Annotated in this window: 18 protein-coding genes; 16 read left to right on the plus strand and 2 right to left on the minus strand. The window is 66.4% G+C overall.

Features of this window, described 5'->3' with window-relative positions; translation table 11 throughout:
• Positions 1-19 precede the first annotated feature (19 nt).
• Positions 20-1,045: an NAD(P)-dependent alcohol dehydrogenase gene (locus CH289_RS14460; protein WP_094728076.1), complete on the plus strand. Its 1,026-nt coding sequence runs from the start codon at positions 20-22 to the stop codon at positions 1,043-1,045.
• A 62-nt stretch (positions 1,046-1,107) separates the two neighbouring features.
• On the opposite strand, the gene CH289_RS14465 is transcribed toward CH289_RS14460, so the two are convergent.
• Positions 1,108-1,908: a hypothetical protein gene (locus CH289_RS14465; RefSeq protein ID WP_033188652.1), complete on the minus strand. Its 801-nt coding sequence runs from the start codon at positions 1,906-1,908 to the stop codon at positions 1,108-1,110.
• Positions 1,909-1,941: 33 nt separating this feature from the next.
• Here CH289_RS14465 and CH289_RS14470 point away from each other — a divergent pair, with 33 nt between their 5' ends.
• The 10 genes from CH289_RS14470 (at position 1,942) to CH289_RS14515 (ending at position 10,159) form a co-directional block, all read left to right on the plus strand.
• Positions 1,942-2,895 carry a Ppx/GppA family phosphatase gene (locus CH289_RS14470; protein ID WP_026348041.1) on the plus strand — a complete coding sequence of 318 codons (954 nt, stop codon included), beginning with the start codon at positions 1,942-1,944 and terminating at the stop codon, positions 2,893-2,895.
• Positions 2,892-3,986: a hypothetical protein gene (locus tag CH289_RS14475; RefSeq protein WP_019666517.1), complete on the plus strand. Its 1,095-nt coding sequence runs from the start codon at positions 2,892-2,894 to the stop codon at positions 3,984-3,986. Before CH289_RS14470 ends, CH289_RS14475 begins: the two co-directional genes overlap by 4 nt.
• Before the next feature lie 11 nt (positions 3,987-3,997).
• Positions 3,998-4,834 (plus strand): sugar phosphate isomerase/epimerase family protein, encoded by an 837-nt coding sequence (locus CH289_RS14480; RefSeq protein ID WP_052062070.1) that lies wholly within the window; start codon positions 3,998-4,000, stop codon positions 4,832-4,834.
• 38 nt (positions 4,835-4,872) lie between these two features.
• Complete coding sequence (locus CH289_RS14485) at positions 4,873-5,703, plus strand: thioesterase family protein (protein ID WP_019666515.1); 831 nt, start codon at positions 4,873-4,875, stop codon at positions 5,701-5,703.
• Positions 5,704-5,743: 40 nt separating this feature from the next.
• Positions 5,744-6,559, plus strand: coding sequence for a pyrroline-5-carboxylate reductase (gene proC / locus CH289_RS14490; protein ID WP_094725657.1), 816 nt, complete (start codon positions 5,744-5,746; stop codon positions 6,557-6,559).
• A 127-nt stretch (positions 6,560-6,686) separates the two neighbouring features.
• Positions 6,687-6,923 (plus strand): helix-turn-helix domain-containing protein, encoded by a 237-nt coding sequence (locus tag CH289_RS14495; protein ID WP_019666513.1) that lies wholly within the window; start codon positions 6,687-6,689, stop codon positions 6,921-6,923.
• A gap of 285 nt (positions 6,924-7,208) precedes the next feature.
• Positions 7,209-7,310 (plus strand): 30S ribosomal protein bS22, encoded by a 102-nt coding sequence (locus CH289_RS14500; protein WP_003402602.1) that lies wholly within the window; start codon positions 7,209-7,211, stop codon positions 7,308-7,310.
• A 145-nt stretch (positions 7,311-7,455) separates the two neighbouring features.
• The gene (locus CH289_RS14505) at positions 7,456-8,568 is read left to right on the plus strand and encodes an NAD-dependent epimerase/dehydratase family protein (RefSeq protein WP_170947532.1); all 1,113 of its coding nucleotides are present in this window, start codon (positions 7,456-7,458) and stop codon (positions 8,566-8,568) included.
• Positions 8,565-9,653 carry a lysophospholipid acyltransferase family protein gene (locus CH289_RS14510; RefSeq protein WP_019666510.1) on the plus strand — a complete coding sequence of 363 codons (1,089 nt, stop codon included), beginning with the start codon at positions 8,565-8,567 and terminating at the stop codon, positions 9,651-9,653. Before CH289_RS14505 ends, CH289_RS14510 begins: the two co-directional genes overlap by 4 nt.
• 17 nt (positions 9,654-9,670) lie before the next feature.
• Entirely contained in the window at positions 9,671-10,159 is a 489-nt protein-coding gene (locus tag CH289_RS14515) for a GNAT family N-acetyltransferase (protein WP_019666509.1), read from the plus strand.
• Between the two features lie 7 nt (positions 10,160-10,166).
• Here CH289_RS14515 and CH289_RS14520 read toward each other — a convergent pair whose 3' ends face one another.
• Positions 10,167-11,093 (minus strand): HAD family hydrolase, encoded by a 927-nt coding sequence (locus tag CH289_RS14520; protein ID WP_230594353.1) that lies wholly within the window; start codon positions 11,091-11,093, stop codon positions 10,167-10,169.
• Between the two features lie 408 nt (positions 11,094-11,501).
• Between CH289_RS14520 and CH289_RS14525 the strand changes: the two genes are divergently transcribed.
• The 5 genes from CH289_RS14525 (at position 11,502) to CH289_RS14545 (ending at position 16,918) form a co-directional block, all read left to right on the plus strand.
• Positions 11,502-11,774: a glutaredoxin family protein gene (locus tag CH289_RS14525; protein ID WP_026348038.1), complete on the plus strand. Its 273-nt coding sequence runs from the start codon at positions 11,502-11,504 to the stop codon at positions 11,772-11,774.
• 187 nt (positions 11,775-11,961) lie between these two features.
• Positions 11,962-12,825 carry a redox-sensing transcriptional repressor Rex gene (locus CH289_RS14530; protein WP_019666506.1) on the plus strand — a complete coding sequence of 288 codons (864 nt, stop codon included), beginning with the start codon at positions 11,962-11,964 and terminating at the stop codon, positions 12,823-12,825.
• The gene (locus CH289_RS14535) at positions 12,822-14,204 is read left to right on the plus strand and encodes a glutamyl-tRNA reductase (protein ID WP_094728077.1); all 1,383 of its coding nucleotides are present in this window, start codon (positions 12,822-12,824) and stop codon (positions 14,202-14,204) included. Before CH289_RS14530 ends, CH289_RS14535 begins: the two co-directional genes overlap by 4 nt.
• Positions 14,201-15,196: a hydroxymethylbilane synthase gene (gene hemC, locus CH289_RS14540; protein WP_019666504.1), complete on the plus strand. Its 996-nt coding sequence runs from the start codon at positions 14,201-14,203 to the stop codon at positions 15,194-15,196. The genes CH289_RS14535 and hemC overlap by 4 nt, the downstream gene beginning before the upstream one ends.
• A gap of 159 nt (positions 15,197-15,355) precedes the next feature.
• A complete protein-coding gene (locus CH289_RS14545) occupies positions 15,356-16,918 on the plus strand; it encodes a bifunctional uroporphyrinogen-III C-methyltransferase/uroporphyrinogen-III synthase (protein ID WP_020112525.1) in 1,563 nt (520 codons plus the stop codon).
• Positions 16,919-16,922: the final 4 nt, after the last annotated feature.

Genomic DNA, 16,922 nt, shown 5'->3' on the forward strand with positions numbered 1-16,922 from the left:
ATCGAGGAAGAAGTAAGTAATGAAGGCCCTTCAATACCGCTCCATCGGATCCCGCCCCGAACTCGTCGACATCGACAAGCCCACACCCGGTGCATCGGAGATTCTGCTTCGCGTCACGGCCGCAGGCGCCTGTCACTCCGACGAATTCATCATGGGCGTCTCCGAAGAGGAGTACTACTTCAAGCCCCTCCCGCTGACCCTCGGCCACGAGGTCGCAGGCGTCGTCGAAGCCGTCGGCAGTGGAGTCCACGACGTGGAGATCGGCGAATCCGTCATCGTCTGCGGACCCTGGGGATGCGGCCGCTGCTACGCCTGCGCACAGGGCGACGAGATGAACTGCGAGAAGGGGATGCGCGCGCCCGGCATCTTCAGCGACGGCGGCATGGCCGAGTACATGATCGTCGACGACGCCCGCCACCTCGTCCCGCTGGGTGACCTCGACCCCGTGACGAGTGTGTCGCTCACCGACGCAGGCCTGACGCCGTATCGCGCGGTCAAGTCGGCGCTGAACAAGCTGACGCCCGGCACGACGGCCGTGGTGATCGGCGCGGGTGGTCTCGGGCACGTCGCCATCCAGATCCTCAAGGCGCTGACGCAGTCGACGGTGGTCGCGCTCGACCTGGGCGAGGAGCAGCTCGAGTTCGCCAGGAAAGTCGGTGCCGACCACACGTTCACCTCCGACGCAGCGGCTGCCGAGTCGGTCAAGGGACTCACTCGTGGCCTCGGCGCGGACGTGGTCTTCGACTTCGTGGGCATCCAGCCCACCGCGGATCTGGCCGCGAAGATGGTCGCGACCGCAGGACAGGTCGTCGTCATCGGTGTGGCAAGTGGCGCGGTGCCGATCGGGCAGCGGACGGTTCCACTGGACGTCACCGGACGTGCGATCAACTGGGGTTCGCGCGCCGAGCTGATGGAGGTCGTCGAGCTCGCCAAGCGCGGCGCCATCGAGATCCACGTCGAGAAGTACAGCCTGGACAACGCCACCGAGGCGTATGACAACCTGCACGCGGGCAAGATCCGTGGCCGCGCGGTGATCGTGCCCTGACGTCCGTTGTGAGTGGATATGTAGGCCTTGGCCTACATATCCACTCACGTAGGGGAGAGGGCCTACTTCGTCCGCTGGGCCTCACGAGTCGCTGGGTGGACCGCGATGAGGCCGAGGCCGCGGCGCCGCTTGCACAGCGACGCCAACTCGTCGTACGCGGGCTTGCCGAGCAGCTCGGTCAGCTCGGGCTCGTAGGACTCGAACACCTGCTTGCTGCCGACGTGCGCGTCGGGGGAACCCGAGCAGTACCAGGACAGGTCGTGCCCGCCCTCGCCCCATCCGCGCCGGTCGTACTCACCGATGGTCGTCTTCAGAACCTCGGTGCCGTCGGGGCGCGTCACCCAGTCCTGAGTGCGGCGAATCGGTAGCTGCCAGCACACATCCGGCTTGACCTCCAGCGGCTCGATGCCTTTGCGCAGCGCCATCGAATGCAGTGCGCATCCGATGCCGCCGGCGAACCCCGGACGGTTCTGGAAGATGCACGCACCCTTGTAGCGACGGGTGCGCAGCGACTGCTCGTCCTCGAGATCGTCGTACTCGACGTATCCCTTCTTCCCGAGTCCCTTGTCCCTGAACTGCCAGTCCTCGGCCGTCAGCATCTTCACCGACGCGTCGAGTTTCTTCTTGTCGTCGTCGTCGGACAGAAACGCGCCGTGCGAACAGCAGCCGTCGTCCGGGCGCCCGGCCACGGTTCCTTGGCAGGCAGGAGTGCCGAACACACACGTCCAGTTGGACAGCAACCACGTCAGGTCGGCGGCGATGATGTGTTCGGAGTTGTCCGGATCGGGGAATTCCACCCATTCGCGAGGAAAATCCAGGTCCACTTCTGCGGCGAAGGTGTGCTGCTTACTACCTGCTGTCACAAGTGTCGACGGTAGACCCAGTACCGTGGTCCTGTGCGATTAGGGGTGCTCGACGTCGGAAGCAACACGGTGCATCTGTTGGTGGTGGATGCGCACCGCGGTGGTCACCCCACACCGATGAGCTCGTCGAAGGCCACGCTGCGACTGTCCGAGAACACCGACGCCGACGGCAACATCACCCGCGAAGGCGCAGACCGGCTGGTGAACGAGGTAGGCGACTTCGCGTCGATCGCGACGAAGTCCGGTTGCGAGGAGCTCATGGCCTTCGCCACGTCGGCGGTGCGTGACGCACACAACAGCGACGATGTTCTGGCCCGCGTTCAGCGTGAAACGGGCGTCGCGCTGCAGACGTTGTCCGGTGTCGACGAAGCCCGTCTGACGTTCCTCGCAGTCCGCCGCTGGTACGGGTGGAGCGCCGGTCGCATCCTGAACCTCGACATCGGCGGAGGGTCGCTCGAGCTGACCTCGGGAACCGATGAGGACCCCGACGTCGCGTTCTCCCTTCAACTCGGCGCAGGCCGCTTGACCAGGGATTGGCTCGACGGTGACCCGCCGGGCAAGCGTCGCGTCGCGGTCCTGCGTGACTGGCTCGACGCCGAGCTCGCGACCCCGGCGAAGGAACTGCTGGCCGCTGGCGAACCTGATCGTGCCGTCGGAACGTCGAAGACGTTCCGGTCGCTCGCCCGGCTGACCGGAGCGGCGCCGTCGGCAGCAGGTCCGCGAGTGACCCGGACGCTGACGGCGAACGGTCTCAGGCAACTCATAGCCTTCATAACGAGGATGACTGCATCCGACCGTGCAGAATTGGAAGGAGTCAGCGCCGACCGATCACCGCAATTGGTGGCCGGGGCGTTGGTGGCAGAGGCGAGTATGCGAGCACTGTCGGTCGAGCAGATCGAGATATGCCCGTGGGCGCTGAGGGAAGGTTTGATTTTGCGGAAGCTGGACACCGAAACGGACGGCGATCTGGTGGTGCGGTCGACATGAGCGAGAACAACACCGATCCGGAGGACACCGGACAGATCTCCGTAGCCGAACTGCTCGCTCGCAACGGACAGAAGTCGACGTCGTCGAGCACCGGTGGACGCCGTCGACGCGGCGTCAAGGGCGGCATCTCCGTAGCGGAACTGACCGGCGAAATTCCCGTCGTCCGCGCCGAGCCCGCATCCGACGAGGCCCCGGTGATCGCCACGGACTCCAAGCAGGTGCCTGCGCAGGCCCCGGCGCCGGTCCGCACGCGCGAGACCGACGAACCGGAACCCGAGTTGCTGTCCGGATCGACGACGGCAGCCGGCGACCTGATGAACCGAGCTCACGACGAGGCCGACGAGCGGCGACCGTACGGCTCGACCGCGTCGCAGCGTCCGGTGCCCGCGGCGGGTCGACGCACGCCCGACGAGACCTCACGTTCCACGTCCGGCAGGCAGACGACCGGATTCGTGGCCCGTCCCCGCCCGTCGCGCCCGGAGCCGTCCGCCGCGACACCTGCGGACGCAGAACCGAAGACCGACGTCACGCCCAAGCCTGTTGTGCCCCCGAAGGCGGCAGGCCCGGCAGTCACGTCCACACCGGCAGCAACGTCGAGCCCAGCGACGCGTGCGTTCGCTCGACGTGACGACGCAGACGAGAAAGCGCTCGCCGAGGAGGAGACGACGCAGACTCCTGACCTGGTGAAGAAGGTCGCAGCGCTCGCCGACACCGAGGACGCTCCAGCCGAGGACAGCACTGCCGAGAACAGCACTGTCGCGGACAGGGACGCCTCCGCCGAGAGCGTCGAGGAGACGGACGAGTCGCAGCCGAGAGCCGAGAAGAAGGATGCCGCCAAGCAGTGGCTCGGGCTCGCAGGCCAGGGTGTTGTGGCGGTGGTCGTCGGCGCGCTGTTGTTCAAGGGCTTCGAAAGGCTGTGGGACGTCCTGCCGTGGGTGGCGCTCGTTCTCGCGGTTCTGGTGATCGTCGGTCTCGTTGCCGTCGTGCGGATCCTGCGCCGCACCGACGACCTCGTCAGCATGGTGATCGCCGTTGTGGTCGGTGTGTTCGTGACGCTCGGTCCATTGGCGTTTCAACTGAGTACTGGCTGACAGGCGCTCGGGTGTCGGGCGTAGCTGTCGGGTTGTCCACTGCCTCGGTGTATCCGCAGAACACCGAAGCGGCGTTTCGATACGCCGCCGAGTTGGGTTACGACGGCATCGAGCTGATGGTCTGGGCGGAGTCGGTGAGCCAGGATGCGGAGGCCGTACGGGCGTTGACCCGCAAATACGGCGTCCCGGTCCTGGCGATCCACGCGCCGTGCCTGCTCATCTCGCAACGCGTGTGGGGTGCGGATCCGGTGGCGAAGCTCGAGCGTTCGGTGCGTACGGCGGAGCAGTTGGGTGCGGCGACCGTCGTCGTCCATCCGCCGTTCCGGTGGCAGAAGAAGTACGCCGAGGGCTTCGGTGACCAGGTCGCCGAGCTGGAATCCGCGTCCGAGGTCGTGGTGGCCGTGGAAAACATGTTCCCGATGCGCGCGGACCGATTCTTCGGGCGCAAGGAAGGCTCGGCGGCGAGGCTCCGCAAGCGTGGTGGGCCGGGGGCTGCGGTGTCGGCGTTCGCGCCCTCGTACGATCCGACGGATTCCGGCCACGCGCATTACACCCTCGACCTGTCGCACACCGCGACCGCCGGGACCGACGCCGTCGACATGATGGACCGGATGGGCGACGGGCTCGCGCACCTGCATCTCGCCGACGGTCGGGGCGCGTCGATCGACGAGCATCTGATCCCGGGCCACGGAGATCAGCCGTGCGCACAGGTCTGCGCCGAGTTGGTTCGCCGCGGCTTCCGCGGGCAGGCGGTGATCGAGATCAACACTCAGAACGCACGAACTCTGCCGGAGAGAGCATCGATGCTCGGCCAGGCCCTCGCGTTCGCACGCCGCCACCTGGCGTGAGCGCACCAGTACGTCCCGATTCGAAAGGCACGCCACCGATGACCAGCCCCTTCGCCGCGGCGACGACGTTGACCCCGCTGGAGAGATCCGAGTTCGAAGGCAGCTACGGCGCGGTCATCGATTCGATCTGGACGATCGGGCCGAAGGTGCACGGAGGCACGATGCTGGCGACGTGCGCCGCCGCAGCGAAGGCGCAGCTGGGGGACGAGGGAGTACAGCCACTTGCCGTCAGTGTCAGCTACCTCAGCGCACCCGACCCGGGTGAGGTGCACCTGACCGCAGTACTTCGCAAACGCGGAAAGCAGGTCTCGCACGTCGACGTCGAGATGACGCAGGGCGGACGTGCCGCGGTTCGTGCAGTCGTCACCCTGGGGCGGCCGGACACCGACACTCCCCGGCACACGGTGGAATCGTCGCTGGCGTCGATGCCTGCCGCGCCGCCGCCGGAGACGGATGCGATCGGCGGCGAGCATCCGATGGCGTCGATCGTGCACCTGGCACAGGGGTGCGAGATGCGGATCGACCCGACGTCGGCGCACTTCCTCACGGGACAGCAGGGCGAACCCGAAGTTCGCATGTGGGTCAGGCCCCGGCCGGGCGACGAGAACGACGTGGACACGGCAGCCCTGTTCGCGCTGATGACGGGCGACATCTGCGCACCCGTGACGATGAACCGAGGGATGTTCGGCTGGGCGCCGACTGTGCAGTTGACGACCTACCTGCGCAAGCAGCCTGCACCGGGATGGCTCCGGGTCGCCGCGAGCAGCACCGTCATCGGCGGAACGTGGTTCGAGGAGGATCACCTGGTGCTCGACGAGACGGGCGACGTCGTCGTGCAGAGCAGGCAGTTGGCGATGGTGCCCCGGTAGCGTTCGGCGACTCCCGGGCCGCAATCTACGCTTGTCACCCATGACGAGAATTGCAGTAATCGGAGGCGGGCGGATCGGCGAGGCGCTGATCGCCGGACTGCTCGAAGCAGGCCACGCAGTCCGCGACCTGGTGGTCGCCGAGAAGTTCGAGGCCCGGGCGGCCGAGCTCGCATCCACCTTCGGAATCCTCACGACCTCGATCTCGGAGGCGTCGGAGAACGCGGACGTCATCGTTCTCGCCGTGAAGCCGGGCGACGTCGACGGCGTCATCACCGAGGTCGCGAAGATCGACCTGGACGGCGAGCGTGAACAGCTGATCGTGTCGTTGGCCGCCGGAGTCCCGACGACGAAGTTCGAGCCGAAGCTGCCCGCAGGTTTTCCCGTCGTCCGAGTCATGCCGAACACACCGATGCTCGTCGGCGAGGGCGTCAGCGTCCTCGCGCCCGGCCGGTACGCCAAGACCGAACACCTCGAACTGGTCGAGAAGATCCTGTCCTCGGTGGGCAAGGTCGTCGTCGTCAAGGAGAATCAGCTCGACGCGGTGACCGCGGTGTCCGGTTCCGGTCCGGCGTACTTCTTTCTCGTCGCCGAGGCGATGATCGACGCCGGTGTCGGATTGGGGCTGCCACGCGACGTGGCGTCGGCGCTCGTCGTTCAGACGATGATCGGCTCGGGTGCGATGCTGGATCGCTCCGACGACACCCCGACCGAGCTGCGCTACGCAGTGACCTCACCTGGGGGAACGACGGCGGCAGCGGTGCGCCGGCTCGAGGAGGGCGGTCTACGGACTGCGTTCTTCGACGCGTTGTCCGCAGCCAACGATCGTGCAGCTGAGATGGGCGTCACACCAGAATAAAAAATCAGTTCCCTACACCCGTCGCAGTAACCCCATTGGTCACGTTAAGCTCACAGGTAGCACGTGCGTGTCTGTTCGGCAGGAGGGGAAGCCTGCCGCGCGAGACGTGCCGGAGGTAAGTGGATTGATGGTGCCTGCAAACAAGCCGGTCAAGAGTGCGTCCCAGGACGGACAGTCAGCTGTCGCTGGAACGCAGTTCCTCACGGTCGCGGAGGTCGCGACCCTGATGAGGGTGTCGAAAATGACTGTGTACCGATTGGTGCACGGCGGAGAATTGCCTGCTGTGCGAGTGGGTCGATCGTTCCGTGTGCATGCCAAGGCTGTGCACGATTACCTCGAGACCTCGTACTTCGACGCAGGCTGAGCGGCCCGAGAGTCGTCGGCGGTACACCTCGCCGAGCCGGTTTCGTGGAACCAGGTCCACCCCGGTAAGGTGAGGTTTCGTCGTGGTCGAGTAATATCGACACTCGTGCCAGGAGCTTCAAGAGCTTCGTCGGTTGCATCGAGCTTCGGCAAACGAGGCCCGAGCGCCAGCTTGGGGATCGACGGCTCGGTCCGCAGTACGTGGGCGGATGGGTTCGAGGCTGCCAGGTAGGCGTACGCAACTTGCGTGCGCGAAACGCTAGAGAAGAACGTGAGGACACCCGCCATGGGTTCAGTGATCAAGAAGCGTCGCAAGCGCATGTCGAAGAAGAAGCACCGCAAGCTGCTTCGCCGTACCCGCGTTCAGCGCAGGAAACTCGGCAAGTAAATCTCGTCTCGACGGGCCCGTCACCTCGCAGGAGGTGTCGGGCCTTTCGTGTGTCGTGGGACCGCTCGTTGCGTTTTCCACTGTCCTCGCATCTTCCGCGGATTCCAGTAGGCTTGCCGCCAGCGGTAATCAATCGGGGGTGTGAGTGACTTCGAACGAGCGAGGCGTCGCGGCGCCGAAGGTAGTGCTGGTCACCGGCGCGAGCCGCTTCCTCGGCGGATATCTCGTCACCAGACTTGCGCAGAACCCGGCTGTCGAGCGCGTCATCGCCGTCGACGCACAGTCACCGAGCAAAGACCTGTTGCGACGCATGGGCCGCGCCGAATTCGTGCGCGCCGACATCCGCAACCCGCTGATCGGCAAGGTCCTCCGGAACGCGAACGTGGACACGGTGGTCCACGCCGCCACCATCACCAAACCGCCCCGCTCGGGTGGTCGCGCCACGATGAAGGACCTCAACGTCATCGGGGCCATGCAGCTGTTCGCCGTGTGCCAGAAGTCTCCGTCGGTACAGAAGGTGGTCCTCCGTTCCTCGTCCTCGGTGTACGGGTGCAGTGCGAAGGATCCGGTGAAGTTCACCGAGGAGATGAGCGCCAGGCGGCCGCCGTCCGGAGCATTCGCCCGGGACACGATCGACATCGAGGGCTACATCCGCGGCCTCGGTCGGCGACGCCCGGACATCGCCGTGTCGATCCTGCGGATGGCTCCGCTGATCGGTCCACGGCTGAACGGGTCCATCTCGCGATACATGACGTCTCCGATTATCCCCAGCATCATCGGCCGCGACGCGAGGATGCAGCTGCTGCACGAGGAGGACGCACTCGCCGCGCTCGAACGAGCCACCGTCAGCGGTCCCGCGGGCACCTTCAACGTCGGCGCAGACGGCACCATCATGCTGTCGCAGGCCATCAGACGCGCAGGCCGCATCGAGGTACCCGTCCCGTTCGCGCTGTTCAAGAGCGTCGGGCGCGCCCTCATGGGATCGATGATGCGGGAGTTCACAACCGAACAGTTGGACTATTTCCACTTCGGCTGCGGACTCGACACCACTCGTATGCGATCGGACCTCGGATTCGAGCCTCGATGGACTACGGTTCAGGCATTCGACGATTTCGTTCGAGGCGCGGCGCTACGGCCGGTACTTCGCACGGAATGGGTCGATTCGGTGGAACAGCACGCGCTGCGCGCAGTCGACGGCGGCGCTGCCGTCACCAAGGCAGCACTGACGGCTGTGTCGGGTTCAGGACGGGAGGGGTGAACGAGGTGGCGAAGGTAATCCCGCTGCACGGCACCGGTTCCGGACGCGACGGAGCCGGTCGAGAGCGCGCTGCCCGCGCACGTGCCGACAACAACCGTGCCGATACCGGTGCGGCGAGCAGCCGTAGCAGACACCCGTCGTCGTACGCCGAGCCGACGCCGCCGATCCCACTGCTCACGCCTACCGAATCCACGGCCCACCCCACCGCGGCGACGGAGCCGTCACAGATCGACGACGTCAAGGCGAAGATCGTCGACACCATCTCGGAGACAGCGGAATTCGTGCGCCGCCGTCTCGCGGGCGATTACACGGTCGACGAGTTCGGATACGATCCTCATTTCGCCGACGCCGTCTGGCTGCCGCTGCTGCGACCTCTGTTCGACAAATGGTTCCGTGTCGAGATCAAGGGAATCGAGAACATCCCCGACGACGGTGGCGCGCTCGTCGTCGCCAACCACGCAGGGGTCATTCCCGTCGACGCGCTGATGACGTCGGTCGCCGTCCGTGACCACCATCCTGCGCACCGCCCGTTGCGAATGTTGGCCGCCGACATGGCGTTCGAGATGCCGGGCGTCGGAACCATCGCTCGAAAGGCAGGGCACACCCTCGCCTGCAACCCGGACGCAGAACGTCTGCTTCGTATGGGTGAGGTCGCTGCGGTGTTCCCCGAGGGGTTCAAGGGCATCGGCAAGCCGTTCAGCGAGCGGTACAAGCTGCAGCGGTTCGGTCGCGGCGGATTCGTGTCCGCCGCTCTGAAAACCGGAGCGCCGATCATTCCGTGCTCCATCGTCGGTTCGGAGGAGATCTATCCGAAGATCGGCGACATCACGCCGCTCGCACGTCTGATGGGTATGCCGTACTTCCCGGTCACGCCGTTCTTTCCGCATCTCGGGCCGCTCGGTCTCGTTCCGTTGCCGTCGAAGTGGTACATCGAATTCGGTAAGCCGATCTACACCGACTCGTACGACGCGCAGGCGTCGGAGGACCCGATGGTGTTGTTCGAACTGACCGACCACGTCCGTGAAACCATCCAGCACACCCTGTACCGACTGCTGGCCAAGCGCCGCAATGTCTTTCTCGGGTAGGCAGTAACCTCGCCGGTGTGCTGATCAGAGACACCGTCACCGAAGATCTCCCGTCGATTCTCGACATCCACAACGACGCCATCCGGAACACGACGGCAATCTGGGACGAAACCGAAGTCGGTCTCGACGAGCGGATGGACTGGCTCGACGGCCGACTCCGCGCCGGATACCCCGTGCTCACCGCAGTCGTCGACGGCGCAGTCGCGGGGTATGCGTCGTACGCGCAGTGGCGCCCGAAGAGCGGATACCGTCTCACCGTCGAACATTCCGTGTACGTCGGTAGCGACTTCCACCGTCGCGGAATCGCCAGCGCCTTGATGGCCGAACTGATCGCCCGGGCATCCGCCGCGGGGATCCATGCGCTCGTCGGGGTCATCGAATCACGAAACACGACGTCGATAGCGCTGCACGAGAAGTTCGGATTCGTCACCGTCGGGCAGATGCCCGAGGTCGGCATCAAGTTCGACCGGTGGCTCGATCTCACCTTGATGCAGTTGACGCTCTAGCGCCTGCTCAGGCTCGGCGGCGGCCGATGACCGCGGCGAGGCCGCCGCCGACGGCACCGAGCGCGAGGGCCGTCGGGACGCCGATCTTGGCCGCCTTGCGGCCGGTGCGAAAGTCGCGGATCTCCCAGCCCCGATTCTTCGCCAGCTCGCGCAGGTCCGCGTCGGGATTGACTGCAACTGCAGTTCCGACGAGCGAGAGCATCGGCACGTCGTTGTGACTGTCGGAATACGCGGTACACCGCTTGAGGTTGAGGCCCTCGCGTACGGCCAGGGTGCGGACGGCGTGAGCCTTGCCGAGACCGTGCAGGATGTCGCCGACGAGCCTGCCGGTGAAGATGCCGTCGTTGCTCTCGGCCACGGTTCCCAGCGCGCCGGTGAGACCGAGGCGTTCGGCGATGATCTGGGCCAACTCGAGCGGGGTCGCGGTCACCAGCCACACCTGTTGGCCGGCGTCGAGGTGCATCTGAGCGAGTGCTGCGGTGCCCGGCCAGATCTTGTCCGCGATCAGTTCGTCGTAGATCTCCTCGCCGAGCAGACGCAGCTCCGCGGTGGAGCGACCCTTGATGAAGGACAGCGCCTTCTCGCGGCCGCTCGCGACGTCGTCGCTGTTCTCCTTGCCGCTGACCCGGAACTTGACCTGCTGCCAGGCGAACTGCGCTAGGTCGCTACTGGTGAAGTACTTGCGCGCTGCGAGCCCGCGCGCGAAGTGAATGATCGACGCACCCTGCACCATCGTGTTGTCGACGTCGAAGAACGCTGCCGCGGTGAGGTCGAGTGGGACCGAACCTCCCGACTCGGCCTGCAGCGCTATCGCAGCATCGGCACTGGCCTCGCCTGCGACATTCGCGCGCACCTGTGCATCCGACGGACCGAGTGGATTACGGAGTCGCCGCTTGCGGCGCTTGTCCTCCCGCGGATGCTCCGTGTCGACCATGACCTCGTCCGGCACCTCGGTGATGGGAAGGTCGGGCGTCTCGGCGCTCGTGTCCGGGTCGCTGCCCCCGAGCGGGCCGTCAGGAGTACTTCCAGGCGTCTCGGAACCCCCGTTGCTCATCACGCGCACCTCCATGTTCGAGCACTGCCCCAAACCCTAGTCCGTAGCTCTCCGCGGGGAATCCCTCGCACTCGGTCACCCCCACCGAGGACCTGCAGGCTCCACTCCTCTGCGACCGGGTCGTTCCTGCAGGCTCCACTCCTCTGCGACCGGGTCGTTCCTGCAGGCTCCACTCCTGTACGACCGGGTAGTTCCCGCAGGCTCCACTCCTGTGTGACCGGGTCGTTCCTGCAGGCTCCACTCCTGTGTGACCTTCGTCTCTCTACTGTGGGTGAGAGGGTGGACGGTATGACTACAGCTGGTCCCACCGTGGTTCTTCTCACCCGAGCCGGATGTCACACATGTGTGGCCGCCTTCGAGCGATTGGTGGCGGTCTGCAGCGAGTTCGGGGTGACGCCGACGTCCACCGACGTCGACGAAGTCGCGAAAACTATGCCTGACCTGCGCGCGGAGTACGGCGACCGCGTCCCTGTCGTGCTGCTCGACGGCCGCGAACACAGTTACTGGGAGGTCGACGAACCACGTCTACGTGCCGATCTCGCAGCCAGAAGGGCACCCTAATAACGGGCCGTCGGTGCTCGCTTTGCAGGTGAGAGCCCCTCTAGCACGGATGCAGCGACTTTGTTCATTCGTTCACAAGCAGTTACCGTGGTGTCGGCGCAGGAATGGAACTGCGTGCAGTTTCTGGTGAGAGAAGCCCGCGGATCAGCGTGAAGACCGGCCGTCGCAGCCGATCGGACGAGGAGCCATGAACGTGACCGAAGAGCGCCCGGCCATGCCGGCTGGTGTCGACCGGTCACCTGGTGTCGATCCAGCCCGATCGGGCACTGCCGAACGGGTCATCCCACAGGCTACGGTGACGCGATTGGCCACCTACTTGCGGGTCCTCGGAATCCTCGCCGACGACGGCGTTCTGATCGTTTCGAGTGAAGAACTCGCCACTGCCGCCGGAGTCGGATCGGCCAAACTTCGCAAGGATCTTTCTTTTCTCGGGCCCAACGGTGTCCGCGGCGTCGGTTACGACGTTCTGCGACTGCGCGCCAAGATCGAGACCGCACTGGGACTGGACCGCGGGCACAAGGTGGTGCTCGTCGGCGTCGGAAACCTCGGCGAGGCCCTCGCTCGCTACGGAGGATTCGGCCGTCGTGGCTTCTCCATGGTGGGTCTGTTCGACCGCAACCCCGAGCGGGTCGGCCTCGACATCGACGGACTCCGCGTCCAGCACGTCGACCGGCTCGAAACGTCGTGCCGTGAACTGGAAGCGACCATCGGCGTCATCGCCACCCCCGACGATTCGGCCCAGGACGTGGCGTCGGCGTTCGTCGCCGGCGGAGTCCAGAGCATCCTCAGCTTCTCTCCGGTGACGCTGGATGTTCCCGACGCAGTGGAGGTCCGTCGCGTGGATCTGGCCGTCGAGATGCAGGTCCTGTCGTTCAACAGCTCCCGCAACGACGCGTCCGCGCTGTCGGCAGCGCCGCGGCTCGGCAGAAGCAGAGGCCCCCGCGTCACGCCCGGTTCTCTGGCAAGTTCGGCGCAATCCGCGCTCGGTACCCCGGTAAGTAGTTCGGCAAGCAGTAGCTTTACACAGAACGGATCGGTGATTACACCGTGAGTGTCCTCCTCGTCGGGATTTCGCATCGAAGCGCTCCCGTCGCAGTCCTCGAGCGTGTCGCCATCACGGAGACCGACCGTCCGAAGTTGACGGACAAGCTGATGGCCAGCGGAAACATATCCGAGGTCATGGTCGTGTCGACGTGCAACCGCGTCGAGGTCTACGCCGTCGTCGACGCCTTCCACGGTGCGCTCGCATCGGTGGGGGAGATCCTGGCCGAGCACTCCGGTCTGATGGTTCCCGAGCTGACCAAGCACGCCTACGTTCGCTACAGCGAAGCCGCTGTGGAGCACCTGTTCGCCGTCGCCAGCGGACTGGACTCGATGGTCATCGGTGAACAGCAGATCCTCGGTCAGATCCGTGCCGCGTACGCTGCATCCGATGCCTCGCAGGCGTCGGGACGTGTTCTGCACGAACTGGCCCAACAGGCACTGCGTGTCGGCAAGCGTGTGCACTCCGAAACCGGGATCGATGCCGCAGGCGCATCCGTCGTGTCGGTGGCGCTCGACCGCGCCGCCGCACTGTTCGGCGGCAGCCTCGAAGGCCGAACCGCTGTCGTGCTGGGCGCAGGGGCCATGGGCGGGCTGTCCGTGGCTCATCTCGGTCGGGCCGGAATCGGCTTGCTGGTCGTCGTCAACCGCACTCGTGAGCGTGCGGACCACCTGGCCGAGACCGCGGTGTCGGCCGGTGTCGCAGCAACCTCCGTCGACCTCGACGACCTCGCATCCGCCCTCGCCGATGCAGACGTGCTCGTCACCTGTACCGGCGCGGTCGGCGCCGTCGTCTCGCTCGCGGACGCCCACCACGCGCTCGCGCAGCGAGAAGCAGGCCGGCCGCTCGCCGTGTGCGACCTGGGACTGCCCCGCGACGTGGATCCGGCAGTCGCAGGACTCCCCGGAATCAGCGTGTTCGACATGGAGTCGCTGCAACGCGACCCCGCAGCCGGAGCGGCCTCGTCGGACGCGTCGGCGGCCCGCGAAATCGTGTCCTCCGAGCTTTCCGGCTACCTGGCGGGCCAGCGGCTCGCCGAGGTGACGCCGACGGTCACCGCGCTGCGCCAGCGCGCAGCGGAGGTCGTCGAAGGCGAGCTCATGCGTCTGGAATCGAGATTGCCCGGCCTGGACTCACCGCAGCGCGACGAGGTCGCGAGGACGGTGCGGCGCGTCGTCGACAAGCTTCTTCACTCTCCGACGGTCCGGGTCAAGCAGCTCGCCACCACCCCGGGTGGGGACTCGTACGCGGCTGCTCTGCGCGAACTGTTCGAGCTGAGTCCGGGCACGGTCGAGGCCGTCGCGAGCCCGATCGAGATCAACGGAATGGAACTCGTGGACGACTTCACCGCCAGCCGCACCGATGGTCGGAAGGGACAGTCGGAGTGAGCGTGAGTGAAAAGAATGTCGTTCGGATCGGAACGCGAGGGTCTCTGCTCGCCACGACGCAGGCCGAGACGGTCCGTCAGGGCTTGATCGCAGCAGGCCTCGACGCCGAACTCGTCATCGTCAAGACCGCGGGCGATCTGTCCGCTGCTCCGGTGCAGACCATCGGCGTCGGTGTCTTCACCGCCGCGCTGCGCGAGGCTCTCACCGACGGCAAGGTCGACATCGCGGTCCACTCCTACAAGGATCTGCCGACCGCACCCGACGAGCGCTTCGTCATCGCGGCAATCCCGCCCCGCGAGGATCCGCGCGACGCACTCGTCGCACGCGACGGCCTCGTTCTCGGCGAACTGCCCGCAGGCGCGAGGATCGGAACTTCGGCGCCGCGTCGCGCGGCGCAACTTCGAGCTCTGGGGCAGGGGCTCGACGTTCAGCCGCTACGCGGAAACCTCGACACCCGCATCGGCAAGGTCGCCTCGGGCGAACTCGACGCCGTCGTCGTGGCTCGGGCCGGACTGGCCCGCATCGGCCGCCTGGACGTCGTCACCGAGGCTCTCGACCCGGTCCAGATGCTGCCCGCGCCCGCTCAAGGTGCCCTCGCCGTCGAATGTCGGTCCGCGGACGTCGACCTCATCGAGGTGGTCCGCACACTGGACGACGCCAACGCGCGGGCATCCGTCGCCGCGGAACGTGGACTGCTGGCCGAGCTGGAAGCGGGATGCACCGCTCCCGTCGGAGCCATCGCCGAGGTCGTCGAATCCATCGACGAGGACGGGCGAGTGTTCGACGAGTTGTCGGTCCGTGGATGTGTCGCGGCAATCGACGGCAGCGACAGCATCCGAGCGTCCATCGTCGGCGCAGTGTCCGGCGCCGAGGAACTCGGTCGCGATCTCGCCCGCGAACTCCTGGACCTCGGTGCCCGGGATCTCGTCGCGGTGACCGAACCTGCACCCGCAGCCGGTTCCGCCGCTACCGGGGGAGCCGACCATGTCTAGGTCCATCACGGCTCCGACACGCGGACGAGCCAAACGCAGGGCCCCTCGGCCACCTGTGCGCGGCGGCGCGATAGCGACCGCGCGACTGATACCGAAACGGGGCCCGGCAACCCCGCTCGAACTGCATTACCCACACAAGACAGCACTGGAGAACAACCGATGAGCCCAGTCCGCAAGAACGCAAACGGACGGATCCTGTTCGTGGGATCGGGGCCGGGAGATCCGGCTCTGCTCACAGTCCGCGCACGCGAAGTGCTCGGCGCAGCCGAACTCGCCTTCACCGATCCCGACGTCGACAAGGGTGTCGTGGCGCTGGTCGGCAACGACCTCCCGCGTGACCCGGAGACCGGGGAGAACGGTGTCGACGTCCGTCCCGCCCTCGGTGAGCCCGCCGAGGTCGCGAAGACTCTGCTGGCCGAGGCCAAGAACGGCCACGACGTCGTCCGTCTCGTGTCGGGTGATCCGTTGACGACCGATTCGGTCATCGCCGAGGTCGCTGCCGTTGCTCGCACCCACGTTCAGTTCGAGGTCCTGCCGGGTCTCCCGTCCGGATCGGCTGTTCCCAGCTACGCGGGCATGGCCTTGGGCTCCGGTCACACCGAAGCCGACGTGCGCGGCGAGGTCGACTGGGCTGCTCTGGCGGCTGCTCCCGGCCCGCTGGTTCTGCACGCGACGTCCGGCCATCTCGCCGAGACCGCGAGTGCGCTCACCGAGCACGGGCTCGCCCCACAGACACCTGCCGCGATCACCGTTCGCGGCACCACCCGTCAGCAGCGGACCGTCGAGGCCACCCTCGCGACGCTCAACGACGCGGGCAGCGAACTCGTCGGTTCGCTCGTCGTGACCGTCGGAAAGGTCGTTTCGGGCCGAAACAAGATGTCCTGGTGGGAATCTCGGGCGTTGTACGGGTGGACCGTGCTGGTGCCTCGGACGAAGGATCAGGCCGGTGAGATGAGCGATCGGCTCGTCACGCACGGTGCGATCCCGATCGAGGTTCCGACCATCGCCGTCGAGCCGCCGCGCAGCCCCGCGCAGATGGAACGCTCGGTGAAGGGCCTCGTCGACGGCCGCTACCAGTGGGTCGTCTTCACCTCCACCAACGCCGTGCGCGCAGTGTGGGAGAAGTTCGAGGAGTTCGGGCTGGACGCTCGCGCGTTCTCGGGCGTCAAGATCGCCTGCGTTGGTGAAGCAACCGCGGACAAGGTCCGTTCGTTCGGAATCAACCCCGAACTGCTGCCGTCGGGTGATCAGTCCTCTCTCGGCCTGCTCGAGGACTTCCCGCCGTACGACGAGGTGTTCGACCCGGTCAACCGAGTTCTGTTGCCGCGTGCCGACATTGCCACCGAGACCCTTGCCGAGGGCCTGCGTGAACGTGGCTGGGAGATCGACGACGTCACCGCCTACCGCACGGTGCGTGCAGCGCCGCCGCCCGCCGAGACCCGCGAGATGATCAAGACCGGTGGATTCGACGCCGTGTGCTTCACGTCGAGCTCCACGGTCCGCAATCTCGTCGGTATCGCCGGAAAGCCGCATGCGCGCACACTCGTCGCGTGCATCGGGCCGAAGACAGCCGAGACGGCGGTGGAATTCGGTCTGCGCGTGGACGTGCAGCCGGAGACCGCGCAGGTCGGTCCGCTGATCGAAGCGCTCGCCGAGCACGCAGCTCGGCTGCGCGCCGAAGGCGCACTGCCTCCTCCCCGCAAGAAGTCCCGTAGGCGCTGAGGCC

The sequence above is a fragment of the Rhodococcus sp. RS1C4 genome (assembly GCF_002258225.1).
GTDB lineage: Bacteria > Actinomycetota > Actinomycetes > Mycobacteriales > Mycobacteriaceae > Rhodococcoides > Rhodococcoides fascians_E.

Bases quoted from the DNA above. Each gene is read 5' to 3' on its own strand.
- CH289_RS14460 (WP_094728076.1), top strand. From the start codon at position 20: ATGAAGGCCCTTCAATACCGCTCCATCGGATCCCGCCCCGAACTCGTC.
- CH289_RS14475 (WP_019666517.1), top strand. From the start codon at position 2,892: ATGAGCGAGAACAACACCGATCCGGAGGACACCGGACAGATCTCCGTA.
- CH289_RS14485 (WP_019666515.1), top strand. From the start codon at position 4,873: ATGACCAGCCCCTTCGCCGCGGCGACGACGTTGACCCCGCTGGAGAGA.
- proC (WP_094725657.1), top strand. From the start codon at position 5,744: ATGACGAGAATTGCAGTAATCGGAGGCGGGCGGATCGGCGAGGCGCTG.
- CH289_RS14495 (WP_019666513.1), top strand. From the start codon at position 6,687: ATGGTGCCTGCAAACAAGCCGGTCAAGAGTGCGTCCCAGGACGGACAG.
- CH289_RS14500 (WP_003402602.1), top strand. From the start codon at position 7,209: ATGGGTTCAGTGATCAAGAAGCGTCGCAAGCGCATGTCGAAGAAGAAG.
- CH289_RS14520 (WP_230594353.1), bottom strand. From the start codon at position 11,093: ATGGTCGACACGGAGCATCCGCGGGAGGACAAGCGCCGCAAGCGGCGA.
- CH289_RS14525 (WP_026348038.1), top strand. From the start codon at position 11,502: ATGACTACAGCTGGTCCCACCGTGGTTCTTCTCACCCGAGCCGGATGT.
- CH289_RS14530 (WP_019666506.1), top strand. From the start codon at position 11,962: ATGAACGTGACCGAAGAGCGCCCGGCCATGCCGGCTGGTGTCGACCGG.
- CH289_RS14545 (WP_020112525.1), top strand. From the start codon at position 15,356: ATGAGCCCAGTCCGCAAGAACGCAAACGGACGGATCCTGTTCGTGGGA.